14 protein-coding genes are annotated in these 20,468 nt (G+C 65.3%); 8 read left to right on the forward strand and 6 right to left on the reverse strand.

Features of this window, described 5'->3' with window-relative positions; translation table 11 throughout:
• Positions 1 to 25: 25 nt before the first annotated feature.
• Both LNV09_RS04970 and LNV09_RS04975 read right to left on the reverse strand, forming a co-directional pair.
• Positions 26 to 1,429 carry an acyl-CoA thioester hydrolase/BAAT C-terminal domain-containing protein gene (locus tag LNV09_RS04970; RefSeq protein WP_263555977.1) on the reverse strand — a complete coding sequence of 468 codons (1,404 nt, stop codon included), beginning with the start codon at positions 1,427 to 1,429 and terminating at the stop codon, positions 26 to 28.
• A gap of 115 nt (positions 1,430 to 1,544) precedes the next feature.
• Positions 1,545 to 2,444 (reverse strand): LysR family transcriptional regulator, encoded by a 900-nt coding sequence (locus tag LNV09_RS04975; protein ID WP_263555978.1) that lies wholly within the window; start codon positions 2,442 to 2,444, stop codon positions 1,545 to 1,547.
• A 90-nt stretch (positions 2,445 to 2,534) separates the two neighbouring features.
• Here LNV09_RS04975 and LNV09_RS04980 point away from each other — a divergent pair, with 90 nt between their 5' ends.
• The 4 genes from LNV09_RS04980 to LNV09_RS04995 all read left to right on the forward strand — a co-directional run bounded on the left by LNV09_RS04980 (position 2,535) and on the right by LNV09_RS04995 (position 6,342).
• Complete coding sequence (locus tag LNV09_RS04980; protein WP_263555979.1) at positions 2,535 to 2,711, forward strand: DUF1127 domain-containing protein; 177 nt, start codon at positions 2,535 to 2,537, stop codon at positions 2,709 to 2,711.
• A gap of 57 nt (positions 2,712 to 2,768) precedes the next feature.
• Complete coding sequence (locus LNV09_RS04985) at positions 2,769 to 4,289, forward strand: AMP nucleosidase (protein ID WP_263555980.1); 1,521 nt, start codon at positions 2,769 to 2,771, stop codon at positions 4,287 to 4,289.
• A gap of 129 nt (positions 4,290 to 4,418) precedes the next feature.
• Entirely contained in the window at positions 4,419 to 5,621 is a 1,203-nt protein-coding gene (locus LNV09_RS04990) for a sensor domain-containing diguanylate cyclase (RefSeq protein WP_263555981.1), read from the forward strand.
• Between the two features lie 85 nt (positions 5,622 to 5,706).
• Positions 5,707 to 6,342: a GNAT family N-acetyltransferase gene (locus LNV09_RS04995; protein WP_263555982.1), complete on the forward strand. Its 636-nt coding sequence runs from the start codon at positions 5,707 to 5,709 to the stop codon at positions 6,340 to 6,342.
• Positions 6,343 to 6,355: 13 nt separating this feature from the next.
• On the opposite strand, the gene LNV09_RS05000 is transcribed toward LNV09_RS04995, so the two are convergent.
• From LNV09_RS05000 to LNV09_RS05015, 4 genes are all read right to left on the reverse strand, one after another.
• On the reverse strand, positions 6,356 to 7,318 hold the full coding sequence (locus LNV09_RS05000; RefSeq protein ID WP_263555983.1) for a diguanylate cyclase: 963 nt from the start codon (positions 7,316 to 7,318) through the stop codon (positions 6,356 to 6,358).
• On the reverse strand, positions 7,315 to 13,434 hold the full coding sequence (locus tag LNV09_RS05005) for a PAS-domain containing protein (protein ID WP_263556282.1): 6,120 nt from the start codon (positions 13,432 to 13,434) through the stop codon (positions 7,315 to 7,317). Before LNV09_RS05005 ends, LNV09_RS05000 begins: the two co-directional genes overlap by 4 nt.
• Before the next feature lie 151 nt (positions 13,435 to 13,585).
• Complete coding sequence (locus tag LNV09_RS05010; protein ID WP_263555984.1) at positions 13,586 to 14,776, reverse strand: sensor histidine kinase; 1,191 nt, start codon at positions 14,774 to 14,776, stop codon at positions 13,586 to 13,588.
• Positions 14,766 to 15,371: a response regulator gene (locus LNV09_RS05015; RefSeq protein WP_263555985.1), complete on the reverse strand. Its 606-nt coding sequence runs from the start codon at positions 15,369 to 15,371 to the stop codon at positions 14,766 to 14,768. Before LNV09_RS05015 ends, LNV09_RS05010 begins: the two co-directional genes overlap by 11 nt.
• A gap of 132 nt (positions 15,372 to 15,503) precedes the next feature.
• On the opposite strand from LNV09_RS05015, the gene LNV09_RS05020 reads away from it, so the two are divergent.
• The 4 genes from LNV09_RS05020 (at position 15,504) to LNV09_RS05035 (ending at position 20,457) form a co-directional block, all read left to right on the forward strand.
• A complete protein-coding gene (locus tag LNV09_RS05020; RefSeq protein WP_263555986.1) occupies positions 15,504 to 16,190 on the forward strand; it encodes an ABC transporter ATP-binding protein in 687 nt (228 codons plus the stop codon).
• Positions 16,187 to 18,637 carry an FtsX-like permease family protein gene (locus LNV09_RS05025; protein ID WP_263555987.1) on the forward strand — a complete coding sequence of 817 codons (2,451 nt, stop codon included), beginning with the start codon at positions 16,187 to 16,189 and terminating at the stop codon, positions 18,635 to 18,637. The genes LNV09_RS05020 and LNV09_RS05025 overlap by 4 nt, the downstream gene beginning before the upstream one ends.
• 96 nt (positions 18,638 to 18,733) lie before the next feature.
• Positions 18,734 to 20,014, forward strand: coding sequence for an acyltransferase family protein (locus LNV09_RS05030; RefSeq protein WP_263555988.1), 1,281 nt, complete (start codon positions 18,734 to 18,736; stop codon positions 20,012 to 20,014).
• Positions 20,011 to 20,457: a lactoylglutathione lyase gene (locus LNV09_RS05035; RefSeq protein ID WP_263534134.1), complete on the forward strand. Its 447-nt coding sequence runs from the start codon at positions 20,011 to 20,013 to the stop codon at positions 20,455 to 20,457. The genes LNV09_RS05030 and LNV09_RS05035 overlap by 4 nt, the downstream gene beginning before the upstream one ends.
• Positions 20,458 to 20,468: the final 11 nt, after the last annotated feature.

Raw genomic sequence — 20,468 nt, forward strand, 5'->3', positions numbered from 1 at the left:
TTTAGCCCGTTAGCCCGTTAGCCCGTTAGCGTGACAGCTCGCTGGTGAACGCCGGCTTGTCCAGATGTTGGCGCAGAAAGGCCAGCATTTGCGGCCAGGCATCGGCTTGAGCATGCGCATCGACGGCCGGGCTGCCGCCCAGCTTCATGGCCCCAAGGTTGTGGCCGGTGGTCGGCGCCCAGCCGCTGGCAGACAGCGCATGGCCGGCGCCGGAGTAGATCAGGCTGATGGTGGGCAGGCCCAGCGCCTTGCGGCTGGCCTCGATATTGCGCGCCATACCGGCCGAGTCCCACATCTGGTCATCGCTGCCGGCGACCATCAACAAGGGGCCGCGGTAGTTTTCGACCGCGATGCGCGCGGCCGCCAGCCGCTCCGGGTGTGCCGCCCGCCCCTGGTCCATGGGCCGGCGGATGTGCACCGCCGCGCCGCTGGCGAAGCCGGCCGTTTCCTCGGCCATGCCGGTATAGGGTTGCCAGGCCAGCGGCTTGCCCTTCCAGGCAAAGGACGAACGCTTGTCCGCTTCGGCCACGCCCACGCCCCAACCCTCCCAAATCACATCGCTGGGCACATATGCGACGACGGCGCGTATCCAGCTCATCCGTGCGGCGGCTGCCAGCGCGAATTCCGCGCCCTTCGACACGCCGTAGACGGCGATGCGCTCAGGGTCGACTTCGGGCTGGCGGGCCAGCCATTCGCGCGCTTGGTTCAGGCGGTCCAACTCGATGTCGGCGAATGAGCTGGGCAGCTCAGGCAACTCGGCCGGCTCCAACCCTTTTGCGCCCCAGTTAGGCGGCGAGTAATAGGGCAGGCCCAGCACCGCATAGCCCTGCGAGGCCAGCAAGGGCGTGGTCGTGCGGGCAGCGATCGAGCCGCCTTCCGAGCCGCCCAAGACAATGATGGCGCCACGCTTGTGCGTGCCCGGCCCCACCGCATAGCGGGCGCCGGGAAACTCCGCCACCAAACGGCTCTGCACCTCGGGCGCGAACGGCCGCAGCACTAGTTTCTTCTGCACCAGCAAGCGCTCGCCGGCAAAGGCCTGCAGCCAGACCTCGCCTGGGTGCTTGGGATCCAGCGGCGGCAAGGCGGCCGTTGGCGCGGCCGGTTGCATGGACCAGAACAGGCCGCGCACATCGGCACCGCTGTACGTGCCCCGTTCGGGCGCCTGGCTGCCCAGATCCAACTCACCCACGGCATTGCTGGTGAACCAGGCTTCGCCCTGATGGGGCTGCTGCAGGCCCATGCCGCGCGCCAGCCGGCTGCTGAGCACGCGTATGGTCGTCAGCGGCGGCAGCTCGCTCAGCCGTATCTTCAAAGCCGTGCCCTCCACCACCTCGGCGGCCGGGCTGACGTGAATCTGCTGAGCCAAGGCCGGCAGGCTGAAGGACAAGGCGACGACGGTCACGATGCGGGTGATTTTAAAGTTAGCCATGGGGAGCACCGGTTGAGTGAATCGAATCTTCACTGTAGGAAGGCGCGCCGCAATCGGCCTGCGCAAGCCGACGAATCAACCGAGCGAGCGACGAATCACCATTCAGAGGGCTCGATCAAATCTGCGCAAAGGCCCGCAACATCTCCAGCACCGGCCGTGCCGCCGGCGGCATCAGCGCCGGTTCCGGGTAGACCAGCACCAGCTCGCGCGTCAACGCCGGTCGCAGCGGGCGCAGCTGCATGCGATCGTGCAGCGTCAGCACCTGCGGCGCATCAAACGTGTCCTGCGGCATCACCGACGCGCCATAGCCGGCCACCACCATGCTCTTGATCGCCTCGGTGTAGTTGAGTTCGATACGGGTCGCCGGGTTGAAGCCGGCCTGGCCGAACCAGGCCATGGTGTGGCGATACATCTGCGTTGAACTTTCGTTCAGGATCAGCGGCTTGTCGGCCAACCAGGCCGGTGTGACTTCGTCCGGCACGTCCCAGTCCGGCGGCAGATAGGCCAGCACGGGATCGCTACGCCAAGCTTCGCTTTGCTGGCCGTGGTCGGGCGGCAGCGGCAGTGTCACCAGGCCCAGATCCTGGCGGCCCTCGCGCAGCGCCGCCAAGGTGTGATGGGTGCCCAGCACCGCCACTTCGACCTCGATCTCCGGGTGAACTTCTTTCAAGCGTGCCAAGACCTGGGGCAGCAGGTAGACCAGCACGCCGGTCTGCGTGGCCAGCCTCACCTTGCCGGCCCGCCCGCGCGCATGACGCGCCACCAGCTCGACGGCTGCGTCGGCATCACGCAGCAGATCACGGCCGCGCTGCACCAGCACCTGACCCGCCGAGGTCAGCTGCGCGCCACGTTTTCCCCGCAGCAGCAGCGTCGCGTCCAGCCGCGACTCCAGCTCGCTGATATGCAGGCTGACGGTGGGCGCCGCCAGGTGCAAGGCCTGGGCGGCGGCTGCAAAAGTGCCCAGATCGGCGATCGCCACCAGGGTGCGCAGCTGGTCCAAGTTCAATGCACGCATCAGCTTTCCTGAATTTATACGTCAGATGATTCAACTTTTCAAACCATACCCTAAATTGGAAGATGCGCAACAAGACCACGGAGAAACATCATGCAAGTCCTCAAAAACACCTTCCCCTCACTGCAAACCCTCTACGCCGCCTGGCTGCAACGCCGCCGCCATGCACGCATGCGGTCCGAGCTCTTAAGTCTTGACGGCCGCGAGCTGCTGGACCTGGGCCTGGGCCGCGGCGAGCTGGAATACCTTCTTCTGCATAAACAAGATTGAAGTCGCCAAACCGTCTCGGGCAGCGCTCACAATCGGCGCAAGACAAGGAGACCGATGATGAGTTTCAGCCCGCCGTTTTTTGCCCCCATGCAGTACCACGACGCCGCCGCCGCGCTGGCGCAGGCGCAGCAGATTTATACGGCCAGCGTCCAGCATTTGCGCGCCGCACTGCAGCGCTTTGTGGCCGGCGAAGAATTGCCCAAGGTGCGGGCCTGCTATCCCTTTGTGCGCCTGCGCCTGCGCTCCAACAACCATGCCGCGCCGCCCGATTCGCGCCTGGCCTTCGGCTTTGTTGACGGCATTGGCAGCTATGAAACCACGCTGACCCGTCCCGATCTCTTCGCCGACTACAACCTGCGGCAGTTCCAGCTGCTGCTGGACAACCATGGCGAAGCGCTGGAGGTGGGCAGCAGCAACCAGCCGATTCCACTGCACTTTGCGCTGGGCGAGCAGGAACATTTCGAAGGGAGCTTGACGCCCGAGCGCCGCCGACTGCTGCGCGATCTGTTCGACCTGCCCGACCTGGCCGCGATGGACGACGGCATCGCCAATGGCACGCAGGAACTCAGCCCCGGCGCCGCCCAGCCCTTGTCGCTGTTCACCGCGTCACGGGTTGACTATTCGCTGCAGCGCCTGCGCCACTACACCGGCACGCGCGCCGAATTTTTTCAGAACTTCGTGCTGTTCACCAATTACGCTTTCTATATCGACGAGTTCGTGCGTATGGGGCGCGAGCTCATGCAGCGCAGGCCCGACCCGACCCAGCCGCATGAGCTGGATGACTGCATTGCCTTTGTCGAACCAGGTAACTTGTTAACTCGGCGCATCGGCTTGAGCGCCGAGGCCGAGGATGTGCTCGGCGCGGCTTTGCCGCGTTTGCCGCAGATGCCGGCCTTTCACCTGATCCGGCGCGACCGCAGCGGCATCACCATGATCAATATCGGCGTCGGCCCGGCCAATGCCAAGACCATGAGCGACCACATCGCCGTCCTGCGCCCGCATGCCTGGCTGATGCTGGGCCATTGCGCCGGCCTGCGGACCAGCCAGCAGCTGGGCGACTATGTGCTGGCGCATGCCTATGTGCGCGAGGATCATGTGCTGGACGAAGAGCTGCCGCTGTGGGTGCCAATCCCGCCGCTGGCCGAGATTCAAGTCGCCCTGGAGCAGGCCGTGGCCGACGTGACCCAGCTCAGCGGCTTTGAGCTCAAGCGCATCCTGCGCACCGGCACCGTCGCCTCGACCGACAACCGCAACTGGGAGTTGTTGCCAAACGACCGCCATGGCGGCCCCGAGCGCCGCTTCAGCCAGAGCCGGGCGATCGCGCTGGACATGGAAAGTGCCACCATCGCCGCCAATGGTTTTCGCTTTCGCGTGCCCTATGGCACTTTGCTGTGCGTCAGCGACAAACCGCTGCACGGCGAGATCAAGCTGCCCGGCATGGCCGACCAGTTTTACCGCGCCCGCGTCGACCAGCATCTGCGCATCGGCCTGCGCACGGTTGAGCTGTTGCGCGCCGGGCCCTTGAGCCAATTGCACAGCCGCAAGCTGCGTAGCTTTGCGGAGGTGGCGTTTCAGTAAGGGGCGGCTAGGCCCTCGCCCCTTTTGTATATTTGTCCGTCGATTACTTGCCTTCAGATTCTTGACCCAATCCGAGCTTGCGCTGCCAATCAGGATAGAGAATGGCATGTCTCCTGGAAGTGAGCCGCCATGCATTTCGACAACCCGACTCTGTTCAATCTGGCGCTGCTGCAGGCGCTGACTTCGACCGCCCTGCTTTTGCTGCTGATGGGTTGGCGTCCCAGCCCGGCGGCGGCACGCGCCCACGCCTTTATGGGCTTGCAAGCCTTGGGCTGGCTGCTGCTGGCCGCCACGAACTTTGGCGATGAGCGGCTTTGCTTGAGCTTGGCCATGGCGGCCTTCAGCGCCAGCCTGAGTGCTTTGTGGTGGGCGCTGCAGCTGTGGCTCAAACCTCGCCCCGGCCGCGCCTTGGCCCTGCTTGCGCCGCTGCTGATGCCTTTGATCTACGGCTTGCAATTTGAAGACATCGGCTTTCGGGCCGCCTGGGCACTGTATTGGTTGGCGCTGCAACTCGGCCTGCTGGTCTTGAGCCTGGTGCTGTCGAACAAAGCAGCAGAGCTGCATGGCGTCTTGTCCAAAGCGCGGCCCAACACCATGCCCAGCGCTGACAACCGCCGTTGGCGCTCGGTGCTGTTGGCCGCTGTCTTGCCGCTGCTGATCATCTGTCTGTGGCGCGCCAGCAGCGCAGCGATGGGGGTCACGCCCAGCAGTCTGATGGCGCCGGACGGCAGCAACAGCGTGTTGGCCCTAGGCGTACTCTGGGGTTTGGGCATGGCCGTTATGGCCATCGTGTTGGCTTGGCGCGGCGAGACCGAGAGCGAATTGGCGCGCTTGGCGCAGACCGACGGGCTGACGGGGTTGAGTGACGGCCGCGCCTTTGCCGCCCGCTCGGTCGATATGATTTCGGCCACCCGGCGCCACCAGGAGCAGCTCGCCTTGATGCTGCTGGAGATCGACAACTTCAAGACTATCGAGGCCGAGCATGGCGCTGCCGGCGCCGAGCGCGCCTTGGTCTTGTTCAGCAGTTGCGTGCAGGCGCAGATGCGTCTGGGCGATCTGGCCGGCCGCATCGGTGTGGAGAACTTTGGCCTCTTGATGGACCGCTGCGAGTTGCAAGGCCCGCAGGCGATGGACCTGCGCCTGCGCAGCGCGCTCAATGCTCGCTCACAGACAGAGCTGGGCTACAAGCTCGACTACAGCGCCGGCTGGGCCAAGCTGCGCCATGGCGACCGCAATATCGACGACCTGATGCGGCGCGCCGAGACCGCGCTGTACGAAGCCAAGCGCGGCGGTCATGGGCGCTTACAGGCCGAACCCGGTTTGGAGATTTAGCAGGCTGGCACGCGGCTTGCATTAGGGTTTACAGCAGCGCCGTCCACGAGACGGCACAGGGCTCCCTCATGCAAAGGCTTCAACAATGCTCACCTCCGCTACTTCTTCAGTTTTCTCTGCCCTGGCACCGAGCCGGCGCAATTTCGAAGCTCAGGCCGGCAAGCAGCTTCAAGCCCTGGCCCCGGCCGGCATCCGCAAGCTGAGCAGCCAAGACCTGCAATGGTTGCCGGCGCTGGCCGACCTATTGATTGACGGCGTGCACCGGGGCGCCAGCCTGGGCTTTCTGGCCCCCTTGTCGCGCTACGCGGCGATGGAATATTGGCACGGCGTATTCGCCCGCCTGGGCCCCCATCACAGCCTGTGGATCGCCAGCGCTGCTTCTGAGTCAACAGCGGGCGATCAATTGCTTGGCGCGGTGCAGCTGTCGTTGTGCCCACGCCTGAATGCGCACCACCGCGGGGAGGTGCAGGGCTTGATGGTGCACAGCAGGGCACGCGGTCGGGGCGTGGCCAGCTTGTTGATGGCCAGACTGGAGTGCGCAGCGGCGGCTCAGGCGCGCACGCTTTTGGTCTTGAAGGCACCTTCGGCCTCACAGGCCGAAGCCGTCTGCGTGCATCTGGATTGGCAGCGCGCCGGCGAAATCCCGGACTACAACGCCAATGCCGATGGCAATTTGCAAGATGCGACGCTTTACTTCAAGCGCCTCAAAGCGCTGCGCTGAAAGCGGGTGCGGGCTAGATCACAGCACCGCAAGCCCGGCCGCGACCTTGTGACTTGGCCAGATAGAGTTGTTGGTCGGCGGCCACGATCAACTCCTCGGCCAGCCGGCCGGCATCGGGCTGAAAGCTCGCCACACCCAAGCTGATGGTCAGATAAGCGCCCACGTCGGAAGCGGCGTGCTTGATATGGGCCGCCCGGATGGCCACATCCATCTCGCTGGCCAGACGCAAGGCTCCGGCCGCATCGGTGTCGGGCAAGATGCAGGCGAACTCTTCGCCGCCGTAACGGCTGACCATATCGCCGGGCCGCTTCAGCTGAGCCCGCATGGTGGCAGCGACGGCGCGCAAGGCCTCGTCGCCGGCCAAGTGGCCGTAATGATCGTTGAAGCGTTTGAAGTAATCCACATCGGCCACCAGCAGTGACAGCACGCTGCCGCTGCGCTTGGCGCGCTGAAACTCAAGCTCCAGGCGTTCATCGAAAAAGCGCCGGTTGTAGACGCCGGTCAGGCCGTCGATGAAGACCATCTGGCGCAGCAAGTCGCCCTGCAATTTGAGCGTCAGATGGGTTTTGACGCGTGCCCGCACCACCGCCGGACTGAAGGGTTTGGAGATGAAGTCCACCGCCCCGAGCTCCAGCCCCTGAGTCTCGGCTTGCGGCTCGCTGTGGGCCGTCACAAACACCACCGGCAAATCCTGCAGCGCGGCGTCGGCCTTGATGCGGCGGCAAACTTCGTAGCCGTCCATGCCCGGCATTTGGATATCCAGCAAGACCAGATCAGGATGCTTGTCGCGGCAGATTGTCAAAGCCTGCGCGCCGGAAGTCGCCATGAAGACTTGATAGTCAGCGGCAAAGACCTGGTAGAGCGCCTGGATATTGACCGGCTGATCATCAACGATCAAGAGCCGCAGCTTGCGCCCGAGCTGCTGCAGCGGGTCAAGCGGGCGGTCTTGCGGGTCAAGATACTGCGGCTGCGTCATGCCTTGCCCTCTGCCAGCAGCGCTTCGCACAAGCTCAGGGCGCGCTCAAAGTCCAGCGCCGCCACGGCCGCCTCCAGCGCGTCCTGCCCTGCGCCGAGCAGGGCAGCATGCCGCTCACGTAACTGTGCATGCGCATCGGTCGCGCCCATATCAAAATCTCTCAATAATTGCATCAATTGGCCCAGTTCCAGCTTGAAAGCCTGAGCATCGGGGGACTGCGCGGCATTGGCTAGGGCAGGTTTTGGCCCCAGAGCGGACAAATCGTCGGCCAAGCGCAGCATATCTCGGCAAGCGGATTGGATATGCCGGTCCAGCTCGCTCAACCAAATCGCGCCCAGGCTGTCGCCGCGCTTCAAGACCGTTTCCCCCTCGCCGCCCAACTCGGCCAGCTGAAAGCCGCCCAGCGTGGCTGCCAGGCCCTTGAACGAGTGCAGCGCCATGGCGGCTTCTTCGGTGCGGGCCTCGGCCAGCATGCCGGTCAGCTGCGCCGGCAAGTCCAGCGCGGAGCCGGTGAAGGAGCGCACCATGCGCCGGAACAGCTCGGTCTTGCCCATGAACCTGTCCATCGCCGCCTGCAAATCAAAACCCTGTGCGGTGGCCAGGTCGCGCAACTCGGCCGGCACGCTCAGGCTGGCGAACTTGAGCGCGGGCTTGGCGCTGGGCTCAATGGTGACGGCGTCGCCCCGCCCGGTCAGGCGCAAGAGCAGCGCCACCAGGCGCTCCAGATCAAATGGCTTGCCCACATGCTCATTCATGCCGGCGGCCAAACAGGCTTCACGGTCGGAGGCCATCGCATTGGCCGTCATCGCCACAATCGGCAGGCTGTTCAGGCCCAGCTCGGTGCGAATCAGTCCGGCGGCGGTGTAGCCGTCCATCACCGGCATCTGCATGTCCATCAACACAATATCAAATGCAAGTGCGTCGGCGCGTAGCAGATCGACACCGATTTGGCCGTTGTCGGCCAAGCTCACGCGTGCACCGGCGTCCTCCAGCAGTTCCTGCGCGACCTGCTGATTATTGAGGTTATCTTCCACCACCAAGATCCGCATGCCTTGCAAGGGCTTGGCGCCTGCGCTCGCTGCCGCAGGCTTGAGCGGCACCGGCTCAGCGGCTTCGCCGGTGCGGGCGGCTTGCACGGCTTCTTGCAGCATCAGCGCCGTCACCGGCTTGACCAAAAAGCCGTCCAACAAACGTTGTTCGGATTCGCTGCGTGCGGCCAGCATCTCGCGCCCATGCGCGGTCACCATCACGAGCAGCGGCATGCCTGCGTGTTCGCCGGCCAATTCGCGGATGCGTTGCGCAGTCTCGAAACCATCCATGCCCGGCATCTGCCAGTCGACCAGCACCACTTCATAAGGTCGCCCGGCATCCACTTGGCCCTGCAGCAAGCTCAGTGCGGCCGCACCTGACGGCGCCAGGTCGACCTGCCAGCCGAGTGCTTCGCTCATTTGGCCCAAGACATCGAGCGCGACCGGGTTGTCATCAACGATCAAGGCGCGCAGCGGCGACTGATCCAAGCCCGGCTTTGCGCTGGCCGGTGCGGCCTCGGCCGCCATGCGCAGGCGAAAGGAGAAGCAGCTGCCCTTGCCGGGCGTGCTCTGCAGCAGCAACTCCCCCCCCATCAACTGCACCAGGCGCTGGCTGATCGCCAGGCCTAAGCCGGTGCCGCCAAAACGCCGGGTGGTCGAGGCCTCGGCCTGCGTGAAGCCGGAGAAGATCTTGGCCTGGTGCTCGGGTGCGATGCCGATGCCCGAATCACGCACCGCAAATTCGATCTCCACGTCATTGGCGTGGCGGGCCAGCAGGCGTGCACTCAGCACCACCTCGCCACGCGGGGTGAACTTGATCGCGTTGCCGCCCAGATTGATCAAGACCTGCTGCAAGCGCATCGCGTCGGCGTTCACCATCGCCGGCAAGGCGGGGTCGACGTCGAACAAGACCTCCAGCGCTTTGGCCCCGACATTGGCCGACAAAATCACCGACAGATCGCGGAACAACTGCTCCAGCGCGAAGGGCTGCGCGTCCAGTGTCATCTTGCCGGCCTCGACCTTGGAGAAGTCCAAGATGTCATTCAGCAAACCCAGCAGCGAACGCGCGGCGCCCTCGGTCTTGCTGGCGTAATCATGCTGACGAACGTTCAACTCCGTCTTTTGCAAGAGCTTGAGCATGCCCAAAATGGCATTCATCGGCGTGCGTATCTCATGGCTCATATTGGCCAGGAACTGGCTCTTGGAGCGTGAGGCCTCTTCGGCCGCTTCGGTGGCCTGCACAAGATCGGTGATGTCGATGCGAAAGCCCACCGTGTGGCCGTCCACCATCTTGCGCTCGATCACCCGCACCCAGCGGCCGCTCTCCAGCTTTTGCACCAGCAAGGAATCACTGCTCTGATGAATCGCCAGGCGCTCGGCCACCCATTCCTCGATCCGCCCTTCGGCATCGCGATATTGGCCTCGCTCGGCGCCGCCGCGAATAATTTCCTCAAAGCTGGCCCCGGGCACGATCAAGTCGGCCGAGGCGGCGTACATCTGCCGGTATTTCTCATTGCAGAACACCAGCCGGTCGTCGGGCCCGTAGAGCACAAAAGCCTCGTTGACCGCATCGATGGCGCCGCGCAGCAAGGCCTCGGCGCGCCGCACCTCGGCCTCAGCCCGATCTCGCTCGCCCACGTCCATATAGGTCATCACGAAGCCGCCGCTGGGCACCGGGTTGCTGCGGATCTCTACGCTCAGGCCGTTCGGGCGGCGCCTGTTCCACACATGCGGCGCCACCATGGCCTCCAAGGCCCGCCCTTTAGACGCCTCAATGGCCGCGTCAACGCTGAGGGCGCCTCCGTACTCACCCGTCTCGGCCAAAAGACGCGCGAGGCGCTCCACCGTCAGCGGCGCAGCACTCAAAACGCCCTCGTCCAGGCCGTACAGCTCGGCGTAACGGCGGTTGTAGAGCGGAATATTCAACTCGGCATCGACCATGGTCAGCCCGCAAGGCAGGCTCTCCAGCACGATGCTGAGCAGCTCATTGCTGCGGCGCTGCGCGTCCTCCATGCGCTTGCGGTCACTGACGTCGAAATAAGTCGTTACAAAGCCGCCATCCGGCATTGGCGCGCCGCGCACTTCCAGCGTGACGCCGTTGGGCCGCTGGCGCTCAAACTGATGCACGCTGGGGTGGCGGGCGCGCTCGATGATCTGCTCGACGGTGGGCTCGATATCGAGGCCCGAGCCATATTCGCCGCGCTCGGCGTTGTAGCGAATGATGCTCTCGAACGAGGTTGTGGGACCGGAGAATAGTGCGGCGGGGAAGTCCAGCATCTCAACAAACTGCTGGTTGTGCGCGAGCAAGTTCAAGTCGGCGTCGAACACGCTCAAAGCGCATGGCAGGTTCTCCAGCACATTGCGCAAGACCGCATGGCTGCGTTTGGTCTCGGCTTCAAGCAAGCGCTGCTGGGTCATGTCTTGGTAGGTGCCGACCAAGCGCATCGCGCCGCCATCGTCGAACACCGCCTCGCCGACCGAGCGCACCGACAAAATGCGCCCCTTTGCCGTTTGCAAACGCAGATTCAAATCCCAGGCCTCGCTCGCATCCACCGCCCGGCACATCGCCTCTTGCAACAAGGCCCGGTCGGGCGCGGAAAAATAAGACAGCGCATGCTCTTGCGTGATCGGCTCTTGGTGCGTGTGGGGGTCAAGGTCATGCAAGCGGTAGGTTTGCGGCGACCAGCTCAAGGCCTCGGTCGCGAGGTCCAGCTCCCAGGCGCCGAGGCCGGCCAAGCGCTCGGCGCGGTCCAGCACCAATTGCTTGTGCTGCAGCAACTCGGCCGCGCCCTTGGCTGCGCTGATGTCCATATGCGTGCCGGCTATCCAGAGCGGCTGGCCCTCGGGCGTGCGCGCATACAGCTTGCCATGCGCCAACACCCAGACCCAGTGGCCATCGCGGTGACGCATGCGCAGCTCGCACTCATAAAAGCTGGTCTCGCCGAAGAAATGCCGCATCAGCAAACTGCGCGCTTTGCTCATATCTTCGGGATGGCAGTTGTCAACCCAGGTGTTGGCATCGACCGGCGCCAAGTCGGCCAACACATAGCCCAGCATCTCGGCCCAGCGCTCGTTCAGCCGCAACTCACCGGTGACGATATTCCAGTCCCAGGTGCCGGTGTTGGTGCCTTCGATGATGCGGTTCAGACGCTCTTGCTGCTCGGCCAGCACGGTGGTGGCCTGCTTGGCGGCGGTGATGTCGGTGCGGATGGAGAAGTACTTCTGAATCTTCCCCTGAGCATCCAGCATCGGCGCAATGATGCTGTCAACCCAGTACAAGCGGCCATCTTTGGCGCGATTGCAGATCTCGCCATGCCAAGACTGGCCGGACGAAATCCTGAACCACAAGGCATCCCAGAACTCGGGCCCATGCTGCCCGGAATTGACGATGCTGTGCGGGCTGCCCAAGAGTTCTTCGGGTGAGTAGCCGCTGATGCGGCTGAAGGCGGCGTTAGCCTCAATGATCACACCGGCGGCATCTGTCACCGACACGATCGCATGCTGATGAATCGTCTCCAGCAGGGCCTTGTTCTCGGCCAGGGCCAAGGCCAGCACCTGTTGGTCGCGCTTGCGCTCGGTGATGTCCAGGCTGATTTCGATAAAGCCGGAATGCTGGCCGCGCACATCAAACACCGGCTGCACATCGGCCTCAACCCAATAGAGCTCGCCGTCGGGGCGGCGGCGCTGAAACTCACAGCGCTTGCCGGTGCGACTCGAGGCCATCTCGGTCAAGTCGGCCGGGCAAAGCGATTCAAGTTCGGCGCTGCCCATCAGTTCAGCCGAGCGACGCCCCAGCGCCTGCGCCTCGGTATAGCCACTGATGCGGCAGAAGCCCTCATTGACCCAAGTGATTTGGCCCTGCACATCGCTGGCAATCACCGCATTGCTGGTGCCGCGCGCCACCCGGGCCAGGCGCTCAAGGTCGGCGGTCATCGCCCCGGCCTTGGCCTCGGCGCGGTCTCGCCCGGAGATTAAAAGCCAGGCGGAGAATGCCAGCAACAAGGTCAACAGCGTGCCACCGGCACCGACCAAAAGCAGTGAGTCCGAATCCGCCGACCGGTCGAACTCGGGCGTGCTTTGGGTCAGTACGCGCAAATTGCGACCCGCAAATGCGAACTCACGTGCGGCCTTGAAGCGCGGTTTGGCCGCCAGTTGCTTGGCAGCGCCCTCGGCGGCAGCCGCCGGCATGGCCTCGCCCGGGTCCTCGCCCGGTTCCTCGCCAGAACGGTAGGCCAGGATAGGGGTCTCGTCGCTTGGGCTGTCCCACAGCTCGAATGCCAGCAATTGCTCGGCGACTTCGGCCACACCGCTCATCAATTCGGCCGCCACGATGGGTGCGTAGATCAAGCCCCGCAAAGCCTTCTCGCGCTGAGCCTCGGTTTGCAGCTCCGCGCCGCGCTGATAGATCGGCAACAAAAGCAAGAAGCTTGACTGATGCTTCTCGTCTTGGATCAGCATGATGCGGCCACTGAGCGTTTCGGTGCCACTGTGCAGTGCGCGCTCTACCGCTTCACGGCGTATGGCCTCCTGGCCGACGTCAAAACCCAAGGCCTGTCGGTTGTGTTCGAGCGGCTCGATGTATTTGACGACGAAGAGATCGGCCTCGTCGCCGCTGCTGTGGACCTCAAAGTCAGGCGCACCATCCAGCCGCGCTGCGGCAATAAAGGCCGGCAGTTGCGCGCGCATGACCCGCTCGATAAAGCCAAAGCCGCGCACGCCCGGGAATTCGGTCGCCATCTGACGCGAGGCCACATATGCCCTGAATTCGCTGCGCTCAACCTTGACGCTGGCCGCAAAGACGCCGCGTGCGCCTTTCATGCCGTAGATCGGCTGGCGCAAACGACGCTCAATTTCCTGATGAATGCGCTCCGACAAACGCTCAAAACGAGCCTGCGCGTCGTGCAATTCTTCCGCCTGCTGATTGGCCGCCAGGCCGTAGGTCAGGGCAAAGCCAAGCAGCAATATCGCCGCGATCAAACCATACTTGCCGCGCCCCGAAACTTGTGGCCCAGGCGCACTCGCAAGCAGTTGCCCAGCACTTGCTTGCGGTGGCTGAACTTGGGTGTCGCCGCGTCCTGGGGATTGCATCGTCAAGCTTGCACCTTGTCAAAAATCTGTCGCCGGGCCGCAGCCAGTTTAGAGGCTGTGCGCCTTGTCGTAGCAAATTTGGCCAGCATGACATGGTCGCGCAACAAGGCCCTGATCTTTTGCAGGAAAAGCCGGGCAGTTCGGGGCCTCATCAAAAACTCAGGACAAAGGCCGCGCCCCCCTCCAGCGGCCGCACATGGCGCACCCGCCCACCCATGCCGTGCACCAGTTGCCGCACCACGGTCAGGCCAATGCCTTGGCCGCCTTCGCGCGCGCTGAAAAATGGCAGGAAGATCTTGCGCTCCAGCCCCGGCGGCACACCCGGGCCGTTGTCGCGCACCGTGATCTGCAGGCGCCCGCCGCGACCCTGGCGCGCTTGCAACCACAGGCGCGGCAGGGCCAACTCGGCGGTCGCCGCCGCCGCATTGCTGATCAGCGCCAGCAGCGCCTGCTCCAGCTGCGCCTCATCGGCCAGCAAACGCAGGCCTGGTTCACTCACCTCGATATTGAACTCAGCGCCACGCGCTGCCCAGGCCGAGGCCAGCGCCAGGCGCTGGAACAAGACGCTCAGGTCGACCGGCGCCAGCTGCGGCGCCGGCCATTGGCTGACCCGGCGGTAGGTGGCCACAAAGCTGGACAAGCCCTCGGCTCTATGCCCGATGCCGTCCAAAGCCAGGCGCAACTCAGCCTCGACCAAGGGGCGCTCGTCCAGCAGCATTTGTGCGGTCTGGCTGAGGCTCTTGATCGGGGTGAGCGAGTTCATGATTTCATGCGTCAACACTTGCACCAGCTGTTGCCAGGCCAGCAAGGACTCACCCTCCAGCTCACTCTCCAGCGGCACCAGCACCAGCAGCGTCTGCGCCTGCCCGTCCAGGTTCAGGCTCTGGCGCTGCAAGGCCCAGCGTTCGCTGCCGCGCTCGGTGTCCAGCAATTGCGGCCCGCTGCGCGCGGCCGAACGCAGCAACTGGTGCAGCGCGGCGGGCTCACGCACGCCACCGGGCGCGCCCAAGCGGCGCGCCCGGCTGCTCAAGGCTTGCAGCTTGCCCTCGCCGCTCAAGCACCAAGCCGCCACCGGCAAATGCTCGAACTGAGCCTGCAAGAGCGCGAGCTTTTGGGCGTCCGCCGGCCTTGCGGGTTCCAGCGACTCGGCCGGCAAAAGCTGCGGCCGCAGCCGCTGCTTGGCACTGGCCTTGGCCAGCGGCCAGGCCAGCGCCAAGCCGCCCAGGAACAATAAACCCGCGCCAAGCCAGACGCGTGCATCGGCTCCGGCCTGGCGGGCCAAGGCACCGCTGGCCAGCCAACAAGCGGCCAGCAACAGCAGGCGCACCCATTCAAAGCCCATGTTTGTCCAGCCGCCGATAGAGCGCCGCGCGCGACAAGCCCAGCGTGCGCGCCGCAGCGCTGAGATTGCCTTCGGCTGCGGCCATCGCGGCCAGCAAAGCGGCGCGCTCTTGCGCGGCGAGTGAGCGGGCCGGCTCGGCCGCCTCGAAAGCCGGCAGCGGCATGGGCGCCTCGGCGGCCCGCTTGCCTTGCCCAGCGCGCTGCAAGGCCTCGCGGCAAGTTGCGATCAAACGGACGTTGTCCCAGGGCTTGGTGATGAAATCAAAGGCACCGCGCCGCAGCGCCTGCACGGCCAGCTCGATATCGGCATAGGCGGTCATCACCACCACCACCGGCGGCAGCACGCGCGCCTGCACCTCGGCCAGCAATTGCAGGCCCTGCGCGCCTTCGGTGCGACCGGGGCCGAAGTTCAAGTCCAGCAACAACAAGCTGGGCCGCAGCTTGTCCAGCACGGCCATCAGCTCGGCCGGTCGGCGCAGGCAAGTGATGGGTGCCACGCGCCGCTGCAGCAGCAATTGCGCGGCCAGGCCGACGCCGGGGTCGTCGTCGAGCAGCAAGATCTTGTGGTCAGGGCGGAGGTGTTCTTCAGCATTCACGGCCCGCAGTTTCGCAGCATCAGGCGGGCCAGCACCATAGAGGTGTTCGATAGCGGACAGGGGGCTTGGCGGCCGGCTGCACAAACGCGATGCTGCCCAGCCTGATTCACCCTTTTCAATAAACCGCCCGCCATGATTGAACTGAGCCAATTGAGTAAACGCCACCGTGCCGGTGACGTCGAAACCACCGCCCTGAACGCGATCGACCTGCGCATCGAAGCGGGCGAATACGTGGCCATCACCGGGCCTTCGGGCTGCGGCAAGTCGACCTTGCTGGGCCTGCTGGGCCTGCTGGACCGGCCCAGCAGCGGCGTCTACCGACTGGAGGGCGAGGATGTGACGCGCAAGAGCGCGCGCGAGCTGGCCGCCATCCGGCGCGGCCGCATCGGCTTTGTGTTCCAGAGTTTCAATCTGGTTGACGAGCTGAGCGTGCATGACAACGTGCAACTGGCGCTGCGCTACGGCCTGCTGCCGGCCGCCGCGCAGCGCGAGCGGGCGGCTGAGGTGCTGCAGCGCCTGGGCCTGAGCCACCGCGCCGCGCACCGCCCCAGCCAACTCAGCGGCGGCCAGCAGCAGCGCGTGGCGATCGCCCGCGCCATCGCCGCCCGCCCGGCCTTGCTGCTGGCCGACGAGCCGACCGGCAACCTCGACAGCGCGCATGGCCAGGAAGTGATGCAGCTGCTGCGCGAGCTGAATGAGGAAGGCACGACCCTGGTGATGGTGACCCACAGCCCCGAGCATGCGGCCTTGGCCTCACGCACCGTGCGCTTGCTCGATGGCCGGGTGTTGGTGGACGCTCACGCGGAGCAGTTCGCATGAAGCTGACCCTGTTGAAAGAGGCCTGGGGCGGTCTGCTGCAGCGCGGTGCGGCCACGCGGGTCAGCAGCGGCGGCATGCTGTTGGCGATGGCAGCTTGTGCTCTGGTGGCGGTGCTGGCGCTGTCACGCGCGGCCATCGACCCCAGCGTGCCCGAACCCGAGCGGGTGGTGATGCTGGACTTTATGCCGCATCCGCCCGGTGAGGATCCGCATTGGCAGCTGGCCGCGCCGGCAGGCCTGGTGCCGCTGCTCAAGACTCGTGGCCTGCCGCTGGACCTGCTCAGCCGCAGCAGCAGCGAGGGCTTCACGCTGCATATGAATGCCGATGGGCAGGACCGCCTGGAGGTGGTGCGGGTGCTGGCGGCCGACCCGGAGCTGGTGCCGCTGCTGGGCATCAAGGCCTTGCACGGTGATCTGGAGGCGACGCTGCGCCGCCAAGACGCCATTGCGCTAACGCCCAATTTGGTGCGCAAGCTGTGGGGCGAGCTGCCGTTGGCGCAGGCCATCGGCCGCAGCGTCGAATGCCGCGGCAAGGCCTATCAGGTGACGGCGGTGATGCCGGCCATTGACGGGCGCAGCAGCCTGAACGCGGCGCATGAGGCAATGGTCAGCTTCGAGCTGGTCGGCAGCGATTTCCGCGGCGGCATCATTGACAGCCCGCAGGCGCTGCAAAGCATCCACCAAGGCAATGCGCAGATCTACGCCCGCCTGCGGCCGGGCGCCACGCCGGAGCAACTGGCGCCACTGCTGGAGCAGGCCTACCGGGCCCATCCGCTGTATGCCAAGCTGCCGCCCGAGTGGCTGGAAAAAAGCCCCAGCAAGAAGGCCGCCGATTTCCGCGCGCTGACGCTGGCGCAATTGCCGCTCGAAGGCCAGCCGATGATCTGGGACCTGCTCAGCGCCTTGGGCGCCGCCAGCGCGCTGCTCTTCATGCTGGCCGCGATCAACAGCATGAATCTGCAGGCGGCGCAGCTGCTGCAGCGCCGGCGCGAAACCGCGTTGCGCCGCAGCCTGGGCGCCACCGGCGCCGATTTGCTGCGGCTGTGGAGCATGGAGACCCTGCTCGCGCTGCTGCTGAGCGCCGCCGGCGCCGCTTTGCTGGTCTGGTGGCTGGCCCCGGCGGTGGCCGACTGGCTGGGCCTGAGCGCCGAGCGGCCGATTGTTGATGCCTTGCCAATGCCGGTGCTGGCGGGCTTGGGGCTGGCGGTGCTGCTGCTCTTGCCCTTGACCCTGGCGCTGCCGGCCGCCATGGCGCTGCGCCAAGTGCCCGCTGCTGCGCTGCAAGGGCGAACGGCCAGCGAAGGGCCTTGGGGGCGGCGCATCCGCCAGGGTCTGCTGACGCTGCAACTGAGCGGTGCGCTGCTGCTGCTGGCCCTGACCGGCGTGCTGAGCTTGCAGCACCGGCATATGGTCCACGCGGATCGCGGCATCGCGACCGAGAACCGCCTGATCCTGAGCGCCATCGTCGAGCGCGACTTTGTGCCGCCGATGGACGCGTTTGCCGCCGGCCTGCGTCAGCATCCGGCCATCACGCATTTCGCCTTCAGCTCGGCCCGCCCGGCCATGGATACCGACGGCCCGAGCGAGCTGCATATAGGCCCGCAAGGCGCCAAGCAAATGCTGCGCATGACCGTGGCCTCACCGAGTTTTTTCGACACCTATGGCATCAAGGTCCTGGCGGGCGACCCGCGCAGCGGCAGCGGCGACGGCCGCTTGGTGATCGACGCCAAGGCGGCGCGCCTGCTGGGCTTTGCGGCACCTCAGGACGCGGTGGGCGCGGTGCTGCGCGGCGGCGGCGACTTGGCCACGCAGGGCCAAGAGCAGCGCCGGGTGCTGGCGGTGGTGACCGACATCAAACAGGAGTCGGCCCGCGACGCCGCCCGGCCGCAAGGCTTTTTGCTCAGCGATGCGCCGCAATGGGATTTGACCGTCTACGGCCCCGATCCGGTGGCGCTGCGCGCAGCGCTGGAAGAAGTCTGGAAGAGCCATGGCCCGCCGCTGGCCCATCTGATCTGGACCGCCGACGAACAGCGCGCCAGGGTCTATCACCTGGAGCAGTTGCTGACATGGCTGCTCGGCGCGGTGGCGCTGCTGGCCGTCGGTGTGGCCATGCTGGGCGCCTATGCCTTGGTGGCCGACACCCTGCGCCGGCGTCGCACCGAACTGGTCTTGCGCCGCCTGCATGGCGCCGGCCATGGTGACATCGCCCGCGAGGTGGCGGCCGAGTTTGCGCTGCCCTTGGCGCTGGCCGGGCTGATCGGCCTGCCGCTGGCCGGTTGGCTGGGCTTTACGTATCTGGAGGACTTTGTCGACCGCATCGGCTTGGGCGCGGGCCTGGCCCTGCCGCTGCTGGTGGCTGCCTTGCTAACCCTGCTCATCACCGCCTTGGCGGCGCTGCGGCATCTGCGGCTGGCGCTGGCGCTGCAGCCGATCGAGGCGCTGCGCTGAGCGCTTGCGGGCATCACCGCGCCAACTCGCCCCAGGCCTGATCCGGCTCGCCCCATCCGGCTTGCCGGGGCCTTGGCCGGCGGCGATGCTGGCGGCATGAACAACATCCCTCCCCCAAGCTGCCCGGTGGCGGCAACGCCGGCCCAGCGCCTGTTCTTCCTCGACTGGCTGCGCATCCTCGCCTTCGGCTTGCTGGTGCTGTATCACGTCGGCATGTATTACGTCAGCTGGGGCTGGCATGTCAAAAGCAGCCATATCGTCAGCGCCATCGAACCGCTGATGATGTTGAGTTCACCCTGGCGCATGGCGCTGCTGTTCTTCATCTCGGGGGCGGCCACCCAGGCAATGTTGCGCAGGGAAAGCACCGGCAGCAGGGCTGGCCTGCTCAAGCAGCGCAGCGCCAGGCTGCTGTGGCCGCTCTTGTTCGGCATGCTGGTGATCGTGCCGCCGCAGTCCTATTTCGAAGTGGTCCAAAAGTTGGGCTTTGCAGGCAGCTACCTGGACTTCATGCCGCACTACCTGTCCCATGATCCGAACTTTTGCCGGCTGGAAGAAGGCGTGCGCAAATGCCTCAGCCTGCCGACGTGGAATCACCTCTGGTTTTTACTCTACCTCTGGATCTACACGGTGCTGGCCTGGGGCTTGCTGCGCTTGGCGCCGTCCTTGCTTGACCGCCTGGGCGCAAGAATATCCACCAGCGGCCCGGCCGCCATCATGCTCGGACTGGCCCTGCCCTTGATGCTGGCGCGTCTGACGCTGGTGCAGTTTGAGGGCACGAATAATCTGGTCTGGGACTGGTACAACCACGCTCAATACCTGAGCGTTTTCCTGCTCGGCCTGCTGTGCATGCGCGGCAGCGCTAACGATGAGCGCCTCTGGGATGCGATCGCCCGCCTGCGCTGGCCGGCGCTGATGCTGGCCTTGGCGGCCTGGGGTCTGCTGCAAGCCTATTTCAGCCACTATGCCGACTTTGATCCGCCCTATCTGCTGCGCCTGACGACCCGGCTGCTCTGGGGCGGCATGCAATGGTGGGCCATCTTGGCGGCCTGCGGCTTTGCGCGCCGCTGGCTGAACTTCGACAGCGCCTGGCGCCGGCGCCTGAGCAGCGCGGTGTTCTGTGTCTACATCCTGCACCAGACCGTCATCATTTTGCTGACGCAAGCGCTGCTGCCGCTGGATCTGCTGCCCGCGATAGAGGCGCCGCTGCTGATCGCGCTGACCTTCGCGATCAGTGCCTTGGGCTACTTGCTGGCCCGGCGCCTGCCGCCTTCGCTGGGTCTGCTGCTGGGCATTCATGAAAAAGAACCGGCCACGAAAAGGACAAAAGAAAGCGCTACATTCGGGTCAATTTCCACTGCCAGCACACCACCCCCATGAAGTATTTGCACACAATGGTCCGCGTCACCGACCTCGACGCCTCGATGAAGTTCTACCGCGATGCGCTCGGCATGGTCGAGGTGCGCCGCAGCGAGTACGAGGCCGGCCGTTTCACCTTGGTCTATCTGGCGGCACCGGGCGATGAGGCCGGCAAATATCAGCCGCAGGTCGAGCTGACCTACAACTGGCCGGACGCCGATGGCAAGAGCGAGGCCTACACCGGCGGGCGCAATTTCGGCCATCTGGCCTTTGCCGTGCCCGACATCTACGCCGCCTGCCAGCGCCTGCTGGATCACGGCGTGGTGGTGGTGCGCCCGCCGCGTGATGGCCGCATGGCGTTTGTACGCTCGCCCGACTTGATCTCGGTCGAGCTGCTGCAAGACGGCCCGGCGCTGGCTGCCGCCGAGCCCTGGATCTCGATGCCCAATATCGGCGGCTGGTAAGCCGATTCTGG

The organism is Paucibacter sp. B2R-40, assembly GCF_025717555.1.
Taxonomy (GTDB): domain Bacteria; phylum Pseudomonadota; class Gammaproteobacteria; order Burkholderiales; family Burkholderiaceae_C; genus Paucibacter_A.

Coding starts and splice junctions, on each gene's coding strand:
- LNV09_RS04970 (WP_263555977.1), bottom strand. CDS start 1,429: ATGGCTAACTTTAAAATCACCCGCATCGTGACCGTCGTCGCCTTGTCC.
- LNV09_RS04975 (WP_263555978.1), bottom strand. CDS start 2,444: ATGCGTGCATTGAACTTGGACCAGCTGCGCACCCTGGTGGCGATCGCC.
- LNV09_RS04980 (WP_263555979.1), top strand. CDS start 2,535: ATGCAAGTCCTCAAAAACACCTTCCCCTCACTGCAAACCCTCTACGCC.
- LNV09_RS04985 (WP_263555980.1), top strand. CDS start 2,769: ATGAGTTTCAGCCCGCCGTTTTTTGCCCCCATGCAGTACCACGACGCC.
- LNV09_RS04990 (WP_263555981.1), top strand. CDS start 4,419: ATGCATTTCGACAACCCGACTCTGTTCAATCTGGCGCTGCTGCAGGCG.
- LNV09_RS04995 (WP_263555982.1), top strand. CDS start 5,707: ATGCTCACCTCCGCTACTTCTTCAGTTTTCTCTGCCCTGGCACCGAGC.
- LNV09_RS05000 (WP_263555983.1), bottom strand. CDS start 7,318: ATGACGCAGCCGCAGTATCTTGACCCGCAAGACCGCCCGCTTGACCCG.
- LNV09_RS05005 (WP_263556282.1), bottom strand. CDS start 13,434: ATGCAATCCCCAGGACGCGGCGACACCCAAGTTCAGCCACCGCAAGCA.
- LNV09_RS05010 (WP_263555984.1), bottom strand. CDS start 14,776: ATGGGCTTTGAATGGGTGCGCCTGCTGTTGCTGGCCGCTTGTTGGCTG.
- LNV09_RS05020 (WP_263555986.1), top strand. CDS start 15,504: ATGATTGAACTGAGCCAATTGAGTAAACGCCACCGTGCCGGTGACGTC.
- LNV09_RS05025 (WP_263555987.1), top strand. CDS start 16,187: ATGAAGCTGACCCTGTTGAAAGAGGCCTGGGGCGGTCTGCTGCAGCGC.
- LNV09_RS05030 (WP_263555988.1), top strand. CDS start 18,734: ATGAACAACATCCCTCCCCCAAGCTGCCCGGTGGCGGCAACGCCGGCC.
- LNV09_RS05035 (WP_263534134.1), top strand. CDS start 20,011: ATGAAGTATTTGCACACAATGGTCCGCGTCACCGACCTCGACGCCTCG.